The sequence below is a fragment of the Sphingobium sp. VMM genome, from assembly GCF_056790315.1.
Genome location: NZ_JBXGSI010000016.1, coordinates 17,538 through 36,517, shown reverse-complemented (window position 1 = coordinate 36,517; position 18,980 = coordinate 17,538). Strand labels below are relative to the sequence as shown.

The 18,980-nt window shown below is 60.1% G+C and carries 17 protein-coding genes; 11 read left to right on the top strand and 6 right to left on the bottom strand.

Annotation, left to right across the window (positions count from 1 at the left end; translation table 11 throughout):
• Positions 1–18 precede the first annotated feature (18 nt).
• Positions 19–1,608 carry a rhamnogalacturonidase gene (locus ACUCV3_RS19140; RefSeq protein WP_048938971.1) on the top strand — a complete coding sequence of 530 codons (1,590 nt, stop codon included), beginning with the start codon at positions 19–21 and terminating at the stop codon, positions 1,606–1,608.
• Here the strand turns inward: ACUCV3_RS19140 and ACUCV3_RS19135 are convergent.
• From ACUCV3_RS19135 to ACUCV3_RS19120, 4 genes are all read right to left on the bottom strand, one after another.
• Positions 1,605–2,726 carry an endo-1,4-beta-xylanase gene (locus tag ACUCV3_RS19135; protein ID WP_284112569.1) on the bottom strand — a complete coding sequence of 374 codons (1,122 nt, stop codon included), beginning with the start codon at positions 2,724–2,726 and terminating at the stop codon, positions 1,605–1,607. The genes ACUCV3_RS19140 and ACUCV3_RS19135 overlap by 4 nt on opposite strands.
• On the bottom strand, positions 2,723–4,291 hold the full coding sequence (locus ACUCV3_RS19130) for an MGH1-like glycoside hydrolase domain-containing protein (RefSeq protein WP_048938937.1): 1,569 nt from the start codon (positions 4,289–4,291) through the stop codon (positions 2,723–2,725). The genes ACUCV3_RS19135 and ACUCV3_RS19130 overlap by 4 nt, the downstream gene beginning before the upstream one ends.
• Before the next feature lie 22 nt (positions 4,292–4,313).
• A complete protein-coding gene (locus tag ACUCV3_RS19125; RefSeq protein ID WP_048938936.1) occupies positions 4,314–5,933 on the bottom strand; it encodes a glycoside hydrolase family 43 protein in 1,620 nt (539 codons plus the stop codon).
• Between the two features lie 302 nt (positions 5,934–6,235).
• On the bottom strand, positions 6,236–6,640 hold the full coding sequence (locus ACUCV3_RS19120; RefSeq protein ID WP_278376741.1) for a MerR family transcriptional regulator: 405 nt from the start codon (positions 6,638–6,640) through the stop codon (positions 6,236–6,238).
• Positions 6,641–6,704: 64 nt separating this feature from the next.
• Here ACUCV3_RS19120 and ACUCV3_RS19115 point away from each other — a divergent pair, with 64 nt between their 5' ends.
• Complete coding sequence (locus ACUCV3_RS19115) at positions 6,705–7,361, top strand: cation efflux transmembrane domain-containing protein (RefSeq protein WP_278376742.1); 657 nt, start codon at positions 6,705–6,707, stop codon at positions 7,359–7,361.
• On the opposite strand, the gene ACUCV3_RS19110 is transcribed toward ACUCV3_RS19115, so the two are convergent.
• On the bottom strand, positions 7,324–9,231 hold the full coding sequence (locus ACUCV3_RS19110; RefSeq protein WP_482240990.1) for a TonB-dependent receptor plug domain-containing protein: 1,908 nt from the start codon (positions 9,229–9,231) through the stop codon (positions 7,324–7,326). The two genes, ACUCV3_RS19115 and ACUCV3_RS19110, sit on opposite strands and share 38 nt — an antisense overlap.
• Positions 9,232–9,421: 190 nt before the next feature.
• On the opposite strand from ACUCV3_RS19110, the gene ACUCV3_RS19105 reads away from it, so the two are divergent.
• On the top strand, positions 9,422–9,655 hold the full coding sequence (locus ACUCV3_RS19105) for a hypothetical protein (protein WP_278376744.1): 234 nt from the start codon (positions 9,422–9,424) through the stop codon (positions 9,653–9,655).
• Positions 9,656–9,706: 51 nt separating this feature from the next.
• Here the strand turns inward: ACUCV3_RS19105 and ACUCV3_RS19100 are convergent, their stop codons facing one another.
• A complete protein-coding gene (locus ACUCV3_RS19100; RefSeq protein WP_278376745.1) occupies positions 9,707–10,546 on the bottom strand; it encodes a hypothetical protein in 840 nt (279 codons plus the stop codon).
• Positions 10,547–11,071: 525 nt separating this feature from the next.
• Between ACUCV3_RS19100 and ACUCV3_RS19095 the strand changes: the two genes are divergently transcribed.
• The 8 genes from ACUCV3_RS19095 (at position 11,072) to ACUCV3_RS19060 (ending at position 18,961) form a co-directional block, all read left to right on the top strand.
• Positions 11,072–12,238: a glycoside hydrolase family protein gene (locus tag ACUCV3_RS19095; protein WP_482240989.1), complete on the top strand. Its 1,167-nt coding sequence runs from the start codon at positions 11,072–11,074 to the stop codon at positions 12,236–12,238.
• Positions 12,239–12,490: 252 nt separating this feature from the next.
• Complete coding sequence (locus ACUCV3_RS19090) at positions 12,491–13,234, top strand: hypothetical protein (RefSeq protein ID WP_482240988.1); 744 nt, start codon at positions 12,491–12,493, stop codon at positions 13,232–13,234.
• A 16-nt stretch (positions 13,235–13,250) separates the two neighbouring features.
• The gene (locus ACUCV3_RS19085; protein WP_482240987.1) at positions 13,251–14,411 is read left to right on the top strand and encodes a M48 family metallopeptidase; all 1,161 of its coding nucleotides are present in this window, start codon (positions 13,251–13,253) and stop codon (positions 14,409–14,411) included.
• A 12-nt stretch (positions 14,412–14,423) separates the two neighbouring features.
• On the top strand, positions 14,424–15,005 hold the full coding sequence (locus ACUCV3_RS19080) for a hypothetical protein (protein ID WP_482240986.1): 582 nt from the start codon (positions 14,424–14,426) through the stop codon (positions 15,003–15,005).
• 4 nt (positions 15,006–15,009) lie between these two features.
• Complete coding sequence (locus ACUCV3_RS19075; RefSeq protein ID WP_482240985.1) at positions 15,010–15,324, top strand: excalibur calcium-binding domain-containing protein; 315 nt, start codon at positions 15,010–15,012, stop codon at positions 15,322–15,324.
• A gap of 83 nt (positions 15,325–15,407) precedes the next feature.
• On the top strand, positions 15,408–16,073 hold the full coding sequence (locus tag ACUCV3_RS19070; protein WP_482240984.1) for a hypothetical protein: 666 nt from the start codon (positions 15,408–15,410) through the stop codon (positions 16,071–16,073).
• A gap of 267 nt (positions 16,074–16,340) precedes the next feature.
• The gene (locus tag ACUCV3_RS19065; protein ID WP_482240983.1) at positions 16,341–16,535 is read left to right on the top strand and encodes a KTSC domain-containing protein; all 195 of its coding nucleotides are present in this window, start codon (positions 16,341–16,343) and stop codon (positions 16,533–16,535) included.
• 158 nt (positions 16,536–16,693) lie between these two features.
• Positions 16,694–18,961: an AAA family ATPase gene (locus ACUCV3_RS19060; RefSeq protein WP_482240982.1), complete on the top strand. Its 2,268-nt coding sequence runs from the start codon at positions 16,694–16,696 to the stop codon at positions 18,959–18,961.
• The last annotated feature ends 19 nt before the right edge of the window (positions 18,962–18,980 follow it).

Genomic DNA, 18,980 nt, shown 5'->3' with positions numbered 1-18,980 from the left:
ATGACAAGGGGATGGATGATGGGTTTTGACCGGCGAAGCTTCCTGCAAGGCGGTGCATGGGCAGGCATGGCCGGGATCGCGCAACCGGCTTTTGCGGCCTCCGGTGCGAGCCTGGGATCGGCTGCCGGGGCCGTTGGCGGGATCGTCGATGTCCGCCGGTTCGGCGCCAAGGGCGACGGCACGGCGATCGATAGCGGCGCGATCAACAAGGCGATCGATCATGTCGCCGGGCTGGGCGGCGGCACCGTCTATTTCCCGGCCGGTTCCTATGCCAGCTACACGATCCGGATGAAGAGCCGGGTCACGCTGTTCCTGGCGGATGGCGCTGTCCTGCTGGCCGCCGCGCCAACCGGCGCGCATGGCTATGACCATGCCGAACCGATCGGGGAGTGGGGTGCTTATCAAGATTTCGGGCATAGCCATTGGCGCAACAGCCTGATCTGGGGCGAGGGGCTGAACGACATCGCCATCCTTGGTCCGGGGCTGATCTGGGGCAAGGGGCTGGGCCGGGGCGACGGCAAGGATAATTGGCTCAAGGATCCGACCGGTCCCGGCACCGGCAACAAGGCGATCGCGCTCAAAAATTGCCGCAACGTCCTGTTGCGCGACATCAGGATATTGGAGGGCGGCTGGTTCGCACTGCTCGCCACCGGGGTCGATAATCTTACCATCGACAATGTGCTGGTGGACACCAATCGCGACGGCTTCGACATTGACTGCTGCCGCAATGTGCGGATCAGCAATTGCACCGTCAATTCGCCCTGGGACGACGGCATCTGCCCCAAGAGCAGCTATGCGCTGGGCCATCCTCGCATCACCGAAAATCTCACTATTTCCGACTGTTTCGTCACCGGCAATTATGAAGTCGGGTCGGTGCTGGATGGTAGCTGGCGCAAGATGCCGCCGTCCTTTGCGCCCAAGATCCACGGACGCATCAAGTTCGGCACCGAATCCAATGGTGGCTTCCGCAACATCACCATCAGCAACTGCATCTTCGAGGATAGCCGGGGGCTGGCGTTCGAGACGGTCGATGGCGCAGTGGTCGAGGATGTGACGGTCAGCAATATCACCATGCGGGGCATTATCGACGCGCCGCTGTTCCTGCGGCTGGGCAAGCGGATGCGCGGGCCTGCGGGCGTACCGATCGGCACGATGAAGCGCATCCTGATCCAGAATGTAGTGAGTTCGGGCGCCAATATGCTGCCATCGGTGATTGCGGGGCTGGTCGATCATCCGATCGAGGATGTCTCCATTGCCGACTGTCATTTCCAGCATGTCGGTGGTGCGCCGACGGCGATGGCCAAGGTGCGTCCGCCCGAGGCCGAACTGGCTTATCCCGAGGCGACGATGTTTGGCGATCTGCCCGCCACCGGTTTCTTCGTCCGCCACGCGCGCAATATCCGCTTCAGCAATGTCGAGGTGGCGGTGGCCGCGCCCGATCCGCGTGCAGCCTTCCGGCTGGAGGATGTGCAGGACGCCGACTTTGTCGGCCTGCGCGCGCCACGCGGCACGACCTGGTCGCTTGACCGGGTCACCGGCTTTCGCAGCAGTGGGGCGCGCTGGATCGCGGACCGCCGGAGCGACGGCCCGCTGTCCGGTGACTTTTAGCCCCTGCGGTCTGGTGCGGCGGCGAAGGCCGCCGCGATCGCATCGCGAAAGGGTTTGGGGCGAAAATCGGCATCGAAGGGGCAGGGCCGCTTGGCCATGCCGTCAGGCCGCAGCCGCATGCCGCTGAGCCAGCTATAGCGGTCGGACAGGCCCCAGCACATCACCGTCTTCGTTTGGGGATAGGATAGCATCAGGTCGAGATAGGCCTTGGCATGGGCGGCGACCTGCGCGTCGCGCGGACCGATGGCGCCGGGTAGCGGATTGTCATGCACGTCCATTTCCGTGACCAGCAGGTCAAGGCCCATGCCGGTGACCTGATCCAGGAAGCGGCGGAAGGCGGGTTCATCCAATGATCCCAGCCCTGTCGGCGTATCGCTGAACTTGCTGCCGAGGTGACTCTGTATGCCAAGGGCATCGATGGGCGTGCCACGCTTGCGCATCTGTTCCAGCAGGCGCAGCACCGCATCCCGATGCACGCCCTCGTCGGCGCGCCAGCCCATATAGTCATTATAGACCAACTGGGCCTTTGGCGCTGCCGCGCGCGCGGTGCGAAAGGCGATGTCGATTGTCTCGAACGCCCCGATATGCCGGGACAAAGCGGTGTCGCGCAGCGCCCCGGTTTCGGAATCGATCGCTTCGTTGACGACATCGAAACTGTCGATCCGGTCGGCATAGCGGCCGGCGACCGTGGCGACATGATCGGTCAGCAGCCGTTCCGCCTCCGCCCTGGGATTGGGCCCATAATCATGCTCCGCCACCCATTGCGGCATCCATCGCTCGCTGTGCCACAACAAGGTGTGACCGCGCACGCCAAGGCCGTTGGCTCCTGCCCAATCCACGATCCGGTCGGCCGCGCGAAAGTCGAAGTGCTGCGGATCGGGACGCGTGATCGACCATTTCATTTCATTTTCCGGCACGACCAGTGCGCATTGTGCGGCATTGAGCGCGCGATAGCGGGGATCGGCGAAATTATCCTTGCCGACCGTGCTGCCGAAGCGGATGCCCTTGGCGGAGCCCAGCGTGGCGAGGGAGTTTACTGATCTTGCCCAGGCAGGAACCGGCAGGGCCAGGGTCGCGGCGCCCGCGATCAGGCTGCGGCGGTCGATCACCCGGTTCACAGCGTCACCCGTTCATTGGCGTGCAGGGTCAGTTGGCGGACGGGCTGTCCCGTCAGGCGCAGGCGGACCGTCTGGGCCTGCGGCTCGATACCGATCAGATGGCGTGGCTTGCCCTGCTTGTCGGTGACGAGGCGCGCGGCCCCACCCTCGATCCGGCCGATTGGTGCGCCCGCAAGGCTGAGGTCGGCGCCCCCGGCGAGATAGACCATGGTGGCGCTGCGTCCCGCATCGGTCGGCATCGACAGATGGGTGGCCTGCGCAGCCTCATGGCCAGGGCGGACATTCCAGTGCAGGTCATCAGCTTCCTCGCAGACGCCGACGAGCCGCCAGCTATAATCGACCATCACCAGCGCGGCGGGGGAATAGCCGGCGGCCTCGGCATGGGTGAAGGCACCGGTGCGCGGGTCCATCTGCTGGCGGAAGGTCATGTCGCGGATCAGCGCTGCGCACCAGGGTGTCATCATCTGGCTGAACTCGGCGGTGCGGCCATAATGGTCGAACCAGCGGCCTGCGCGCAGCGCCGTCAGCGCCTGGGTGGCGCCGCCCCAGCTATTGGCCGGTATCGATCCGACAAAGGCAGGGTCATCCATCGCCACCGACGTCAGCGGATAGGGCGCCCAGAAGGCGGCCGGATTATGCAGTTGCCGGGTCCAGAGCGTGTCGAACAGCGCCTGATCGGGCACATGTTCGCCGCAGACGCGCGAAAGAATATCGGAACGAACGCGCACGAAATCGCCCTTCGCGTCGAGATCGTAGAAGGCCGCATCTTCCGGCACATAGAGTTTGGAGAGGATCAGGCCGCGAATATGATCGGCCTGCGCGGCCCAGCGGTCGGCCTCGCTGGTCTTGCCAAGAGCCGATGCCATTTCGACCAAGGCCCTGCGCCCGCCATAAACGGTTGCGGACAGGTCCGGGCACAGGCGGGGCAGGGTAGCGATGGGGTGATGGGTGCGGGCGTCCTTGTTCGGACACTGGTTGGGCATGCCGGCCCAGCGCGGGCTGTTGTCATGGCCGGTATCATAGGTGCAAAATCCTTCGACCAGTCCGGTGCCGCGCGTATTGCGATAGCGCATCAGCCAGCCATCCCAGGCCGTACAGGCGCGGTAGCTGGCCTCCAGCAGCGCGCTGTCGCCGGTCGCTCGCGCCAGTTCCCAGGCGGTGGCAGCGATCGGCACCACCATCTGGATCTGGCCAAAGCCGGTTTCGACGATCTTGTTGTTGGCGGGCAACTGGCCGTCCGCCCGCTGCAATTCGAAAAAGGTCATATGGCTGTTACGGGCCACGTCCGGCCGGAATTTGCGATAGACCAACGCCTCGTGCGGCCCGCATTCCTGCCAGATGCCCTGATAGACGGCGCCTTCGATCAGCACCGGCTTGCTGACATAGGGCATGACCTGAACATTGGCGGCCAATACCGCCAGCGCCTTGTCATAGGCCGCCTGCCAAAGCCGGTTGGCGGTGTTGAAGCGCGGCGCATCGGCAGCCGGTTCGGCATAGGCCATTCGACTTGCGCCAGCGCTGGCAAGGCCGCTCGCGGCGGTGAGCAGGAAGGAACGTCGATCCATTTATATCCCCTGAGAGCTGGCTTTAAGGCGCGACCGGCGCGGGATGATCGACCCGGACCCAGTCCACGTCGATCGATCCATCCGCGCCGCTGCGGTTGAAGGTGAACAGGCCCGGTCGTGAGCCTTTCCACCAGGAGAAACGGGCAAGGCCAATGGCATCGCCGAACGGCAGGAAGGCGCGGCCGTCGAGACTGTAACTGTAGCGGACCGTCTGGTCTGCGCCGACCTCCGCCCGCAATTCGACGGAGGAGCCGGTGAGGGCAGGGCCGGTGGTTTCCTCCCCGGCCGACGCCAGGGTCAGGTGCATCCTTCCACTCTGCCGGACGATGCCGATCCAGCTAGGCTTCACGCCGAACAGAGTAAGCCCCGCCCGCTGGCCATCGGTCATCCGGCCGATCTCGATCCGGGTCGTGATCCGGCTGCTCGGCCCCTGCAATATCTGGGTCAGCGTGTTGCGGGCGGTTACCAGATGGTCGGCGGGCAGGGCGTGGAGACGGAGGAAACCGGGGCGTGCCGTGAGGCTCCAGGCACGGTCGTCCGGGTTATGGTTCCATTCCCATTGTGGCCCCAGTTGCGCGCTGCCGAATGCGTCCGTGTCCTGGAGCCGATCCGTGCGTGCGGGCGATCCCGTGTCCGGCATGGCATGGTGCTCGACCGGCTGGCCGACATCACTGCCAGGGCGCAGGTCGCCGATCACCGGCCAGTCATCGACCCATTTGAGCGGTTCCAGATAGGTGATGCGGCCAAAGGCGCCGCTGCTGTTGAAGTGGATGAACCAGCCCTGGCCCGACGGCGTTTCGACCCAGCCGCCCTGATGCGGCCCCTGCAGCGCGCTGCTGCCCTGCGCCAGCACGGTTTTCGCTTCATAGGGGCCACGAATATCGCGCGCGCGCAGGGCGACCTGCGCGCCCTTCTCCACGCCGCCATAGGGCGCGAAGATATAATAATAGCCGTTGCGTTTGTAGAATTTGGGGCCTTCGAGGATCGGCAGCTTCTGCTTGTCCTCGACGATCACCGTTCCCCCATCGAGCACGCTCTTGCCGTCCGCGCTCATACGATGGAGGATCAATGGCCCGGCGCCATGGCGGGAATGGACCAGCCAGGCCTGGCCATCATCGTCCCAGAAGGGGCAGGGGTCTTCCAGCATCGGCTGGTCGATCACCTTGACCGGCGCGCTCCAGGGGCCTTCCGCCTTGCTGGCGGTGGCCATGAAGATGCCCTCGTCCGGCGTCGCCCAATAGACGTAGAACAGGCCGGCATGATGGCGGATCGAAGGCGCCCAGACGCCGCCGGCATAGCGGGTGCCGCCGATCGGCTTGGAAATCGCGTCGGTCAGGCTGTGGGGGCCGGGCATGTCATATTCGGGCGCGAACGGCAGGCGCGGCAAGACATGGCGAAGGATCGACCAGTGGACCAGGTCGCGGGAATGGAGGATCGGGATGCCGGGCGAGAAATGAAAGCTCGACGCCACCATATAATAATCTTGTCCGACGCGGATGACGTCGGGGTCGGAATAATCGGCGTAGAGAATGGGGTTGGCGTAAGTCGATGCGGACGAAATCGTCTTCGCCGCGGCGCCAGACCCGCAGATCAGAGAGGCAGCACACAACAGGCTTGTCAGCATTCCGCTTTGAAGCGGCATCACATATCCCTCCTATCGGCAAAGCTTTATAAAGGCGCGCTTTGCTCGTTGATCGACTGATTGTGCGTGGAAGAGTGCTGTAATGCAACAAATTTTAGATAGCGCTACCATTGTCTAGGTGCGTTTTCACAACGACCATTTGTTCGATCTAGATATGCTGCCAGTTTCGACCCTTGCCGGACGCTCAGCAGCAAATTTCTTCGTTCCAAGAGTGGACCGTCTGCTTCCCTATTCCGGAGGCCCCAGACTTGCCGGAAGGAGACGAGTGGCTTTGAACCTGGGAGAGCCAGCAATTGTGATCGTCAGGCTGACAGCACAGGTCCAAGCGCCTCGATAATCCGGCAATCAGCAACGATGCCGCCATCGCAGGAATCGATCACGGCCTTGAGTTCTTTCCGGAGCGCCGCAAGGTCAGCCAGCTTGCGATCCACTTCCAGGAGGTGCTCTCTGGCGATCCGATCGATGCCTGCGCAATCACAACTGCGGTCACCCGAGATGCCTAGCAGCGCCCGAACCTGATCGAGCGAAAACCCCAGGTCGCGGGCACGGCGGATGAAGGAAAGGCGGCCAAGCTCCGCCTGCCCATAGTCCCGGTAGTTGCTCGTCGTCCGCGCTGGCTTGGGCAGCAGGCCGATCTTCTCGTAATAGCGGATCGTCTCGATCTTCGTGGCCGTCGCCTTGCCCATGTCGCCGATCGTGAATGCCATGCCCTTGACCCTGTAGTTGCTACAGGGCCTATATAGCCTTTCATCACCGAAACAGGAGATGGATATGGCCGGGGGATGCTGCGGCGGATCACAGAACGACACGGAAAAGCTGAACGACGCGGCCTGGCGGCGCGTGTTGTGGATCGCACTCATCATCAACGCGGTCATGTTCGGCGTTGAGATCGTCGCCGGGGTCGCTGCCGGTTCCGCTTCGCTCAAGGCCGATGCGCTCGACTTTCTGGGCGATGCCGCCAACTACGCGATTAGCCTTAGTGTCGCAGGCATGGCGCTGGCGTGGCGAGCGCGGGCCGCGATGGTCAAAGGCGTCTCGATCCTGCTATTCGGTCTGTGGGTGCTGGGCAATACCGTCTGGATGGCGGCACAGGGCGTCGTTCCTGCTGCCGAGACCATTGGTGTCGTGGGCGTGATTGCGCTCGTCGCGAACCTTGCCTGCGCCGCGATGCTCTGGCGCCACCGCGAAGGGGACGCCAACCGGCGCTCCGTATGGATTTGCTCGCGCAACGATGCGATCGGCAATATCGCCGTGGTCGCTGCAGCGCTCGGCGTATTCGGCACCGGCACGGGCTGGCCCGATATCGCGGTCGCCGCGATCATGGCGGTCTTCGCACTGTCGGGAGGATGGCAGATCATCCGCCAAGCCCGTGGGGAACTGAGGAGCGCGCCTATTCACCGCCGAAGCGAAACCGCACCCCTCCGTTAAGGACGAACCCGTCGGTCGGTGCCCAGGCATCGACGGTCCACGCGCCCGTCGCCGCCCGGCGCGGCAGGAGCAATGGATCGTATTTTGTCTGCCGCACATTGAGCAGGTTCTCGGCATTGAGGAACAGGCTGACCTTGCCCAGTACCAGTTCGCCCATCGCACCCAGTTGAACATACGGCCTGCTGCGCGTCCGATAGGGATTGTCGTCCAGCGACTGCCGCCCGGTATAATAGGCCTCGACCCCGAAGCGGCCGCGCCCTTCCTTCTCCCACATGCCGACAAGGCCCGCGCTGTCTCGGGGCGTCAGCGGCACGATGCGCCGACCGGGTCCGTCTGGGTCCGGTTCGTTCGCGGCGACATGGACGTAGCTGCCGGTCACCGACAGCGCCCGCCAGCGATAGCGCAACAGCACTTCGGCGCCGCGCGTTCGCGTGACGCCATCGGCGTTGACCAGCGTGACATGATCGGCATCCACCATCTGCAATTGCTGGGCATGGTCGATGTTGGAAGCGAACAGGCTGAGGTTCGCCTCGAAAGGCCCACTGGCATAGCCGAAGTCGATCGAACCGCTGTCGGCGATCTCCGCCTTGAGCTTCGCATAGGGCAGCAAGCGCGCGAGGCCATTGGCCTCCGTTTCCTCGACGAACGGTGTCGGCGCATAGAAGCCGCGCCCGAATGTAGCGCGGATAGTCCAGGGACCTGGCCGATAGAGCGCGGATACACGCGGACTGACATGCGAACCATAGTCGCTATGGGCATCCCAGCGCAGGCTACCCGCCAGCGTCAGCTTGTCGGCAAGCTCCTGCTCGCCCTGAACAAATAGCGCGGGCACGGTGTAGCTGTAGTCGAAGGCTGAGAATGCCTTGGAACGATAGTCGTCCAGCTGGACCGCAGCGCCTGCCAGCCATGTTGTCACGCCTGCCTTGCCGCCGATCGACGCCTCGGCAAATGCCGTCCGATGGCGGTCATTCTCCACCGTGTCGCCGAACACATGGCGATGCGATTGGGTAACGCCGGAGGCGCGCAGATGCAGCGTCCCGATGCCTTCCAGGGGCGTTTCGGCAGTAAGGCCCAGATCGTAGCGTCGGCTGCGCAGCGTCTGCGCGAAAGGCGATCCGTCCGGCGCATTCGCGCCTGGTATCGTTCCGCCGTCGCGTTGCTCTGCCATCGCGCCGAAAGTCAACAAGGCCTTGGTGCCATCGGCAGTATCGAGAAACAGCCGTGGTCGGGCCGTGAAGCGCTCATAGCCGGGCATGTCGGCCCATCCGTCGTCGTTCAGGTCCTTCCGGCTTTGTCGGTCGTAGCCGGCCGTGAGCGAAGCGCTGAGTACGCTGCTGAGCGGCGTGGCCACATAGCCCGTTACATCCTGTCCATCGCGACTGGTGGCGTTGAACAGGAGTTCCCCTTGTGGTTCGCTCGCTGGCCGACGCGACACCAGATTGATGACGCTGCCCAATGCCGATGGGCCGTAGAGCGCCGATGCCGCGCCCTTGATGATCTCAACCTGACCTAGATCGGTTGGCGGGATTTGCAGCAGGCCTATGGAAGGCGTCTGTCCACCATAGAGCGGCAAACCGTCAGCCAGAATCTGCGTGTAGCGGCCCTTGAGGCCCTGGATACGGACATTGGCCGCTCCGAGCGCAGGCGATGTGGTCTGCACGCGAACGCCCGGCGTCTCGCTCACCAGCATGGCGATGTTGCCAGGGCGCATGAGGAGTTTCTCCTCGATTTCCTCGCGATTGATGACGTCGACGCGGATGGGCTCGTCCTGAACCCGGCGCCCAGTTCGCGTCGCTTGGACCACGATCTCGGTCTCGGCCTCCTCTGCATGGTCTGCCTCGGCCTGCGCATAGGCTGGGCCAGCGATCATGGTCGCAATCACTAGCGCGCTGCTTCCGGCAAATGTCCTGCCGCCACGACACATCAAATTCACATCGCTCCCGTTCCTGCCCGGCATGCAACGCCGGGTACGGACGCCTCATAAGGCCTGTAGCAACAACAGGGTCAAGGGCAGCTTTCCGCATCGACAGTCTCCGACCTAGACGGCCGGAATAGCAGCATTGACGCAGCCTGCGCAGGGCGGCGGTCACGGCGCCTATTCGGCAGCGGAACTCAGGCCCGACATGCACTCGGCCTTCTTTATCTCCGGCCCCGGCGTGGAGGCCGGTCGCAGTCTCGGCAAGATCGACATCCGTCAGATTGCGCCGACAATGGCCGGATTGCTCGGCATTGTGCTACCGACCGCCAAGGCCTGGATCCTACCCGTCCGCTCCGGATCGGCCATGAACAGATGAACTGAAATCCAAGCGTCCCGCGCCGAGTTTGCGCGGGACGCAGGCAATCGATCAGAAGCGGCGATGCTCCTGTCCGTCGATCAGGTCGCAGGTTCCGCGAAACGCATAAGGCGTGGTGCCCTGTACGCTGATCTGACCGCTGCGGCGGTTGATCGTGACCAGCGGCTTGTTGAGACCATTGAGACGATATTTGGCCCGGATCACGTCTGGACCCATCTCCACGTCATAGAGATCCCACCAACCGTCATTGCCCCGGCTGTTGATGGGAGGAACCAGCTTCTTGGGCAGGCGGATGCGCCCGCCACCGTCCCAGAACTGAAGCATCAGCGAGGCATCGAACTGCTGCCCGGTCATCTCGGTGCGGTTGCCGTAGTCGTATCGGTTCGTCCGCGCATTCCACGACCAGCCGTACGTCGTCGATACACCGCTGCGCTGACCGTCGCCGAAGCACACGAGGCCGAGATCGACGTACTGATCGTTCACTTGGTAGCGATCGCGATCCTCGACATAGCTTGGAGACTGACGCTGTCCGTTGCCTGATGGCCTATAGCCGATGTCCGGGTGATAGCCGCGATCACTGTTGCCGGATTGAGCGGGAACGGCGCTGTGCCCGCAATCGGCGGGAAGCGTCTCTGTGATGGAATCGTAGCGTCCGTTCATCGTCGCGACAGTGACGCACTGGCGCTTGTTGCCATTCCACCAGGTGGTGTAGCTGCGGTCATCGCCCTTCTGCGTATTCAGAAGGTCGTAGCCACGCGCCTTCATCTGGGTTTCAGCGCCGGGCGCACGAGAACCCACGAGATCGGCGAGGCCTGACGGTGTTTGAGCCGATGCAGCCTGTCCTGCCAGTACCAGAGTAAGCCCTACTACGGTGATGATGTGGCGTTTCACGGCAAGGCCTTCCTTTCCCGATTCAACGGGGCGTGCTCGATTCTGCGTAAATATCTATCCAATCTGGTGGACAATTCCATGAAGCAATTCGCCCACCATGAACCGGGGGCCGTAGAACCGACCCATGCTTGCCCTTCAGCCGTCGATTTTCCGTTCCCAGCTGCAGTCGGTCTGCTCTCTCATTTTGGATGCCCAAGATGGCTGGTAGGCAACCGTCCGGTTCGGAAGGTGGTGCCCCGTTCGATTTCCAGACAGTCGATCGCATCGATATCGAAAATGGAATCTGACCAAGGCAATCACATCGAAGATGCACGCGGACTGCGGACACGGCTATTCCTACCACATCCGTTATGACGAAAATCACAAACTAGAGGTAACTCCGAGCTGATATATAGTCGGCCTATCATTGCCGTCGTGGATCCACGCATCAAGACCAACAATCCCATATAATGAAACTATATTTCATCTGGCGATAATTAGGTATCCTCGTTAGCATGTCCTCTAATGGAAGGATGAGAGAGAATCATGCTGGTTCGGAGTGCAAGACTGATCGGATTACTGGCATTCGTGGCATCGCCGGTCTTCTCTACGCCCCCTTCCAATCAGCCAGCGCAGGATCCCTCCCTGGATGCCAAAGCAGCGTTAGGCCTCAAGCCGTTCATCTCCTATTTCAAGCCGATGCCTGCTGCGCAGCTTTCAGATTCAGTCTGGGGGGCGGCCGAAGTGGGCCGGCGAGATCCGCTAAACGGCCTCGAAGATGCGACCTTGGCCAAGTGGAACTATTGGGACGGGCAGATCTTGCAGGGCTCGGATGGCAAATACAGGATGTTTGCAAGTCGTTGGGGCCAGGCGCTAGGCCATATGGCCTGGGGGCAATCGCTGGCTGTCTCGGCAATCAGCGATTCTCTCTACGGTCCCTATCGTGACACAGGGCTGATCTGGCCAAAGGACGAAGGTGGCAAAGGGCATAATGTCATCGCCTTGAAGCTGCCGGACGGGCGTTACGCCGTCGTGGTGAGCGAAACGCGAAACGGTGACGTGTTCGTTTCCAAAAGCATCGATGGCCCCTGGCAGAAGCTCGGCAGCATCAGCGTGGACCAAAGTGCATTCACATCTGTGAAGACGCCTGGCGATCTGCCCAGTTCGGCTCCCAAAGCGCCTTGGAAGGCATCCAATGTCAGCCTGATTGTCCGCCCTGACGGTCGGTTTGAAATTATCCAGCGATCTGGTCAAATCCTGATCAGCAACGCAGGCATCCTCGGTCCTTACAAGGTCATGGGCGACAGCATTTACCGGGGCGTTTCCGGCATTCCCCAGACCGACATGCGCGCCTATGAAGATCCCGTGATCTGGTACAGCGGCGGATGGTATCATGTGATAGTCAATCACTGGCGTAGCCGCCGGGCCTACCATCTCATCTCGCGCGACGGCATTGCGGGCTGGCGCTTCCAGGGGATGGCTTACGAACCCAATACGAAATTCATTCGCTATGCCGACGGCACGAACAACACCTGGAACAAGCTCGAGCGCCCAGCCGTGGTCATCGAGGACGGCCATGTGATCGCAATGACCTTCGCGGTTATCGACACATCGAAGGAGAGCCAGACTGGTGACAACGGCCATGGCAGCAAAGTGATCGTGGTCCCCTTCGACGGTGCGTCGATGGACCACGATTTAATGGCCCTCCGGTAACCCCGGCCGCTGCAACCGACCCTTTCCAGACACTCCGCCTCCGTTTGCTCCTTCTCGAGTCCTGACGGTCGGCTAATTCATCTAGGACCTGCAAGAAGTTTGCCGCTTATGCCGACGCAACCGTGATGGGCGTCACGCGCATTCACATTCCGGCAGTTCTAAGATCGCTATGCGATTGGGACGTGAGGGGCACGTTCCAATCGGCGGTTCGCGACTTTGATGGCGCGGCAGTGATGGGGGAGCGGGGGAAAGGTGCGGATCAACAATTTTGCGCGAGCATGTCTGCTGGCGCTTGCGTGCTGCGTGTCGGCAACGGCGATCGGCCAGGAGAAAACCGGCATCAAAGAGGGCTTTGCTCTCAAGCCCGGGACAGTGAAAATAATCCTCATGCGCCCTGTCATTGGAGTGGGCGAGCAGTCGACCGGCGGCCTTTATGAACCCAATGCAGACTGGACTACGCAGGCACGCGGCCATCTCGGTACGGCGCTGAGCGAAGCGCAGACGCAACTGGGAAACCAGGTCATGCCATATGAGGAAAGCGCTGGCGCAGAAGGCCCGCTGGTGACGCAATATTCCCAGTTGTTCAACGCTGTCGCGGACTCGGTGATCGAATATCAGTTCTTTCCAGGCAATCGTCTCCCGACCAAAAAGCGGGACAAGGGCTTTGAATGGGCCGTTGGCCCCGGCATTGCCGAACTCAAGTCCCTTGAGGGCGCGGACTATGCCCTCTTCATTTCAACTCATGATGAATATGGTTCGACCGGCCGCAAGATGTTGCAGATCGTAGGCATGCTGGGCGGCATCGGTGTTACATCGGGGGTGCATCAGGGATATGCCGGCCTTGTGGACCTCAAGACCGGAGAACTGGTGTGGCTGAATGCCGACCGGCAGATGGGTGGCGATGTCCGTACGCCCGAAGGCGCGCAGAAACGGGTCAGGCAATTGCTTGAAGGCTTCCCAGGGAAGCCTGTCGCCCTCACCACTGCGCAGCCCTGATATGCGCGGATATGCCATGGCTTTTGTTCTCCTGGCGGAGCTGGCCTTTTCCCGGCCGGCCGTGGCCAAGGATGATTTCACGCTTGCGCCCTATGTGGCGGCCTATGAGCCTTCCACCGTTGACGAGCGCGGCGTGTGGATGCTTGCCGATGAAGGCGAGCGCCAGCTTCGCGACAGTCCCTTGCGGATACGGGACGGCGGTCTTGAAACCTATCTGCGCAACGTCCTGTGCAGGGAGGTCGGCAGTGATCGCTGCATTGGCATTCGCGTCTACGCAGTCGAAGTCCCGACCTTCAACGCCTCGATGATGCCTAACGGAGCCATGCAGGTCCATTCCGGGCTATTGCTGCGAGCCCGCAACGAGGCGGAACTCGCTGCCGTGCTGGGCCATGAGTTTGCGCATTTCGAACTGCGGCATTCGCTTTACGGCTTCAAGAATCGCCGCGGCGCGACCGACGCGATGGCGTGGCTCACGGTTCTGGGCGGGATCAGTAACACACCGGTCGCCGACACGAATTTCTCGCTTCTGGGATCCATTTATCAATTCAACCGCGCGCAAGAGACGGAGGCTGATCTCTTAGGCCTGAAATATCTCGCGCAATCAGGCTATCCAGCACAATCGGCCTCCGAAGTCTGGCAGGCGCTGATGGCCGAGGCGGATGCCAGTGCGCTTGGCCGCAAGCAGAAGGTGAAAGCAAAATATTCGGCGGGCTTCTTCGACACGCATCCTGCCTCCCTGGCGCGTGCCTCCTACCTTGCCACCGAAGCGGGCAAGCTCCCGCCCGGCGGTGACGCGCGCGCGAAGGAATATAATGATGCCATCGCTCCTTATATCTCTCGCTTTCTCGCCGCCCAGATGAAACTCAATGATTTTGGGGGGAGCGAATATATTCTGGGCAATATTGCGGAAAGATCCGGCTGGACCGGTGATCTGCTGTTTGCGCGCGGCGAACTCTATCGCGCCCGCGCCAATCCGCGAGACCTCCAACAGGCGAGCGAGTTCTACCGTCAGGCCAAGCTTGCTGGGTATGCCGCTCCGGAGCTTGACCGCAATCTGGGCCTTTCCCTCCTGCGAAATGGGCAAAGTGATGAGGCCCGCATAGCTCTCCTGGCCTATCTCGCCGCGCGTCCGGATGCCTCGGACGCAAAAGCCATAACAGCCCTTCTTGCGAATTGAGGAATTGACGTCATGCGCCTGATTATCGCCACAGCCATGCTGATGTTGACCGCCTCTTCCGCATTGGGGAATGCGTTGATTTCGCCGGGGCCGCGTGCCGGCATCGCAAAGTCCAAGCTCTCGGCAACGCCTGATGGCGAATGGAACCGGCTCAGTCGCAAGGATGGAAAGAATGTCGAGCTGTGGACGCTCGACGGAGATTCACTGAACAAGGTGAGTTTCTTCGGTGGCGTTCCAGTCGGCGAGCCATTGCTTCGCGAAATCGACAAGAAGAACCTGCCTTTACCCAGAGTGACAGCTAATATGTTGATCACGGATATCCCGGCTCTGCTCGAAACTACCTATCGCAGCCAGTACTCCGTGAACCAGATGGAGATTGTGGACCAGGAACCGGCCTTGCTCGCCGGGAAAAAGGGTATTCGCTTCACCTACGCTTTCACTCGGGCTGACGATGAAGTGCAACGCAAAGGGGAGGGCATCGGCGCTATGGTCAATGGCCAGCTCTACCTGGTGATCTACGAAGCGCCGAAACTCTATTATTTCGACAAAGATGTGGACAAGTTCAGGAAGCTTGCTGCAACGCTGAAGCTGTAGGCCCATGGCCCCGGTTGTTCGATATTGGCCTTTGCGTGCTACCCTTGGACTCATCATCACGGGGTGGGGTGCGGCAGCATCGGGGCATCCCGGGGGCTTGAATGCTGAGGGCTGTCATAATGATCGGAAGAACGGCGGCTATCATTGCCATCGTTCTTCATCGGCACCATCCCGGCCCCAGCCTCTGTCCTCATCAACTCGCGGGGCGTTCCCGAACTGCGCTGCAGCGCGAGCAGCGGGCGCTGCGCCGGTTCGTGCCGGCGATCCCGGCTATGGCCGACACCTGGATCGAGATGGTGATGGGATCGGCTGCGAATGATCCGAATAGATTCCTGCGCTGACAAATTGTCGCTGGAAGATTCATCGTTCTAGTAAGTTTGGCACTGACGAAGAGTATTTCTTATGTCCGTACTCGACATCCCCCTCCGGAAGGCCTTGCAGCTATTCTATGCAAGACAAGCCCTGCGGCAGTCCATCTTGAAGAATGATATTCGGCTTGATCGCAAAAAGGACGCGGGAGGGACGCGGAGCCAAGGAGGGGATTTCTATTTGCCGTTCTGGACAGACGTTAAGAAGCATATTTCGGGCGATGTCGATCTCACTGATATGACCAACCTTCGTGTCGCTTCGAATAATAACTACAAGCGATTATATCCGCTTCTGAAGGACGGTGTCCTCGAGCTACTTAGCGCGAAGTTGCGTTGGTCGAACGAACCGGTTGAGATCATCCCCCAGAGCGTTCACGGCAATCTGCGAATTGAAGGGGTGGGCGGCACAATCCGCATACGCGACGCTCTTCATGCACGCGTCAGGGGAAAATATACGCGCGTCGTCTACCCTTACTTCAGTGAGGATCCCGCACTTCCGGATGAAGGGGGAAGGCTTGGTTTATGGGCCATGCAGCAGGCTCTGACAAAACTGGATCCGAGCGACATGCGCATTATTGATCCCCTTCGTCGGGTGTTTTTCTCTCCGCAAACGACACCTTTGAGAGGTGACGAAGAGGAGGTGTTTCATGGCCGCTACAAGTATTTAATTGCTGAGTGGGAACGTCTTAAACTTGAATGAAATTTCAGGGTCTTTAACTTCGCGGGAAATTTGGAATATCCAATCAGGCAGATCCCATTGCCGACCTATGCCAGCCTTACAGCGCCGATTTACGGCTGGCAGGTGCAGTCCGTCCGCTTTCCCAGTCTGGATGCCCCAGACCGGCCGGTAGCAGTATGTTTGCTTGTTTGCGAGAGCGAATGATCGGTTAGCTGCCATATTATTTGAAATTGCATATTGAATTTCGAGCGAGATAATTTGATCAGTTGAAGAAATGGGAGCTGCGGTTTGCCTTACTTTAATTCGAGCGCGATTAAACGTGCTGAGTATGACGCGTCCTCCATGCGGCTAAAGCTATGGTTCCCCGATGATGGGCCGTATGATTTTTGCCGAGTCCCACAGCATATTTACGATGGATTGCTAACAGCCGACTCAAAGGGAAAATACTATAACGATTATATTCGAGATAATTATCAATGTTAGCTTTTTGCCGCTAGTGTAATTGCAGGACACAAAGCGGGAAAATGGTAACCCGGTCATTGCTCGTGCGGCATTATTTAAGTTGCCAATCGATAGATCGCAAAATTATAACTATGACGATCACCAACGTAAAGCATTGACGTGGTGAAGAGGGGGCGGCGTTGATTGAAGAACTGAAGATCGCGGGATGCGCGAGCTACAGCGCGGAAGGCCAGAATGTTACTGGGCTTCGAAAGATCAATTTCATCTATGGCGCGAACGGTTCGGGTAAAACCAGCATCTCGCGCGTAATCGCCGCTCCGGCCGATCACCCTGCCTGCGCGATCCGCTGGGCGAACCAACGGCCCCTTGAATGCTTAGTCTATAACGCCGATTTCGTAGAGCGGAATTTCCGGTCCAGCCTCCCTGGCATCTTCACGCTAGGCGAGCACGACGCTGAGGTGTTGGACCAGATCGAGCATGCACGGAAGGACGTTGCGGACATCGAGCGCGACATCGCCGCGCGCAATATCGTGTTGAATGGAAAGGATGGTGCTCCCGGCAAGCTGGATGAACGTGCTGCCCTGCGCGAGAATATCGAGAACGAATGCTGGAAACTTAAGAACCGCCATGATGCAGATTTCCAGTCCGCCTTCACAGGCGTACGCTCCTCAAAGGCTAACTTCTGCGATAAAATCTTAAGCGAGTGGGCTTCCAACCAGGCTGCGGTTCATCAGCTCGATGATTTGAAAAAGCGGGCGGTCGTCATCTTTGAAAGGGGGCTTGCCCATGAAAGCGTGATCCGGGTGCCCGACAGTGCCGAGCTGGCGCGGCTGGAAACGTCGCCGATCCTCGCAAAAAAGGTCGTGGGTCAGGGCGATGTCGATATTGGCGGCCTAATCGATCGACTTGGCAACAGTGATTGGGTGAAGCAGGGCATCGACTACTTCGCACAGAGCACGCCGCAATGCCCGTTCTGTCAACAGGATATCGAAGCCAACCTTGCCAAGCGTATCGGCGACTACTTCGACGAAGCCTATGATCGCGACATCGCTGATATCGCGCGTCTCGTTGCCGGATATGAGGCGGCGGGCACAGCCTACCTTCAAGCCCTCAGCGGCATCTTTCAGAACGGTTCTCGCTATGTCGACGGGGACCAGTTGACCGGCCTGATCGAGCGCGTGACGGCACGGCTAGCGCTCAACGGTCAGCACATCGCGCGCAAGCAGAAGGAGCCGAGCGCCGTCGTAACGATTGAGGACAATACTGAGCTGTTCGCGGAGGTGCGAGATTTCCTCTTGGCTGCAAACGCGGCCGTAACCGAACACAACAGGGCTGTCGATGATATCAGCAACCAGAGGGCAAACCTCACGGCCGAAATTTGGAAGTGCCTGTTGGAAGAAGCCAAAGGCATCCTTGATGCCTACCATGCCAGCAAGACGGCGTTGGACGCTGCGATCAACGGCATCGAGGCAAGCATAACGACTAAGAGGGGCAATCTCACCACGGCGCAACAGACGCTGCGTGCTCTTGAGAAGGGCATTACGAGCGTTCAACCAACCGTGACTGAAATCAACGCGCTGCTCGCCTCGTTCGGCTTTCGGGGCTTCAAGCTCGCAACCGCGGGCGATCAGGGCAATTTGTATGAGATCGTCCGCCTCGATGGGAGCAATGCTGCCCGAAGTCTGAGCGAAGGCGAGAAGACGTTCGTTACCTTCCTGTATTTTTACCACCTCATTCGGGGTAGCGTTTCTGAATCCGGCATGACGAGCGACCGGGTAATTGTGTTCGACGATCCGATTTCGAGCCTCGACAGCGACATCCTGTTCATCGTCTCTAGCCTCATCAAACGCGTATTCGAGTTGAGCCACGCGCCGAACGGCTTGATCCGGCAGGTGTTTGTGCTCACGCACAATATCTATTTCCACAAAGAGGTTTCATTCGACCCAGATCGAAAAAGAGAACTCCGTGCGCACGAAACCTTCTGGATTGTGAAGAAGATCGACGATGTCTCAACGCTGGAATCCTTCGATCACAACCCTATCAAGACATCTTACGAATTGCTCTGGTCCGAAGTGCGAAATGAGAACCGGTCCAATCTTACCATTCAAAATACGCTGCGCCGTATTCTGGAGAACTATTTCAAAATACTTGGAAACATGGACAAGGACAAAATTATTGAGAAATTTGAAGGTCGTGAGAAGGTAATTTGTGCCTCGCTCTTTTCATGGGTGAACGACGGCTCACACAGTTCGCATGACGATCTCTATATCTCCGGCGATGCTGCCACAGTGGACGCCTATCTCGGGGTCTTCAGACGTATCTTCGCGGAGACGGGGCACTCCCAGCACTATCATATGATGATGGGCACTGAAGCTATGCCTATTGCCATTGTGGCTCCGATCGAGATTACATCTCCGACGCCAGGTTACGGCCAAACTGCCGCGTGAACGAACGGCTGGTTTCAGC

Excerpts from the sequence above, each read along its gene's own strand:
- ACUCV3_RS19140 (WP_048938971.1), top strand. The coding sequence starts at position 19 with ATGGGTTTTGACCGGCGAAGCTTCCTGCAAGGCGGTGCATGGGCAGGC.
- ACUCV3_RS19130 (WP_048938937.1), bottom strand. The coding sequence starts at position 4,291 with ATGGATCGACGTTCCTTCCTGCTCACCGCCGCGAGCGGCCTTGCCAGC.
- ACUCV3_RS19125 (WP_048938936.1), bottom strand. The coding sequence starts at position 5,933 with ATGCCGCTTCAAAGCGGAATGCTGACAAGCCTGTTGTGTGCTGCCTCT.
- ACUCV3_RS19120 (WP_278376741.1), bottom strand. The coding sequence starts at position 6,640 with ATGGCATTCACGATCGGCGACATGGGCAAGGCGACGGCCACGAAGATC.
- ACUCV3_RS19115 (WP_278376742.1), top strand. The coding sequence starts at position 6,705 with ATGGCCGGGGGATGCTGCGGCGGATCACAGAACGACACGGAAAAGCTG.
- ACUCV3_RS19110 (WP_482240990.1), bottom strand. The coding sequence starts at position 9,231 with ATGATCGCTGGCCCAGCCTATGCGCAGGCCGAGGCAGACCATGCAGAG.
- ACUCV3_RS19095 (WP_482240989.1), top strand. The coding sequence starts at position 11,072 with ATGCTGGTTCGGAGTGCAAGACTGATCGGATTACTGGCATTCGTGGCA.
- ACUCV3_RS19085 (WP_482240987.1), top strand. The coding sequence starts at position 13,251 with ATGGCTTTTGTTCTCCTGGCGGAGCTGGCCTTTTCCCGGCCGGCCGTG.
- ACUCV3_RS19080 (WP_482240986.1), top strand. The coding sequence starts at position 14,424 with ATGCGCCTGATTATCGCCACAGCCATGCTGATGTTGACCGCCTCTTCC.
- ACUCV3_RS19075 (WP_482240985.1), top strand. The coding sequence starts at position 15,010 with ATGGCCCCGGTTGTTCGATATTGGCCTTTGCGTGCTACCCTTGGACTC.
- ACUCV3_RS19070 (WP_482240984.1), top strand. The coding sequence starts at position 15,408 with ATGTCCGTACTCGACATCCCCCTCCGGAAGGCCTTGCAGCTATTCTAT.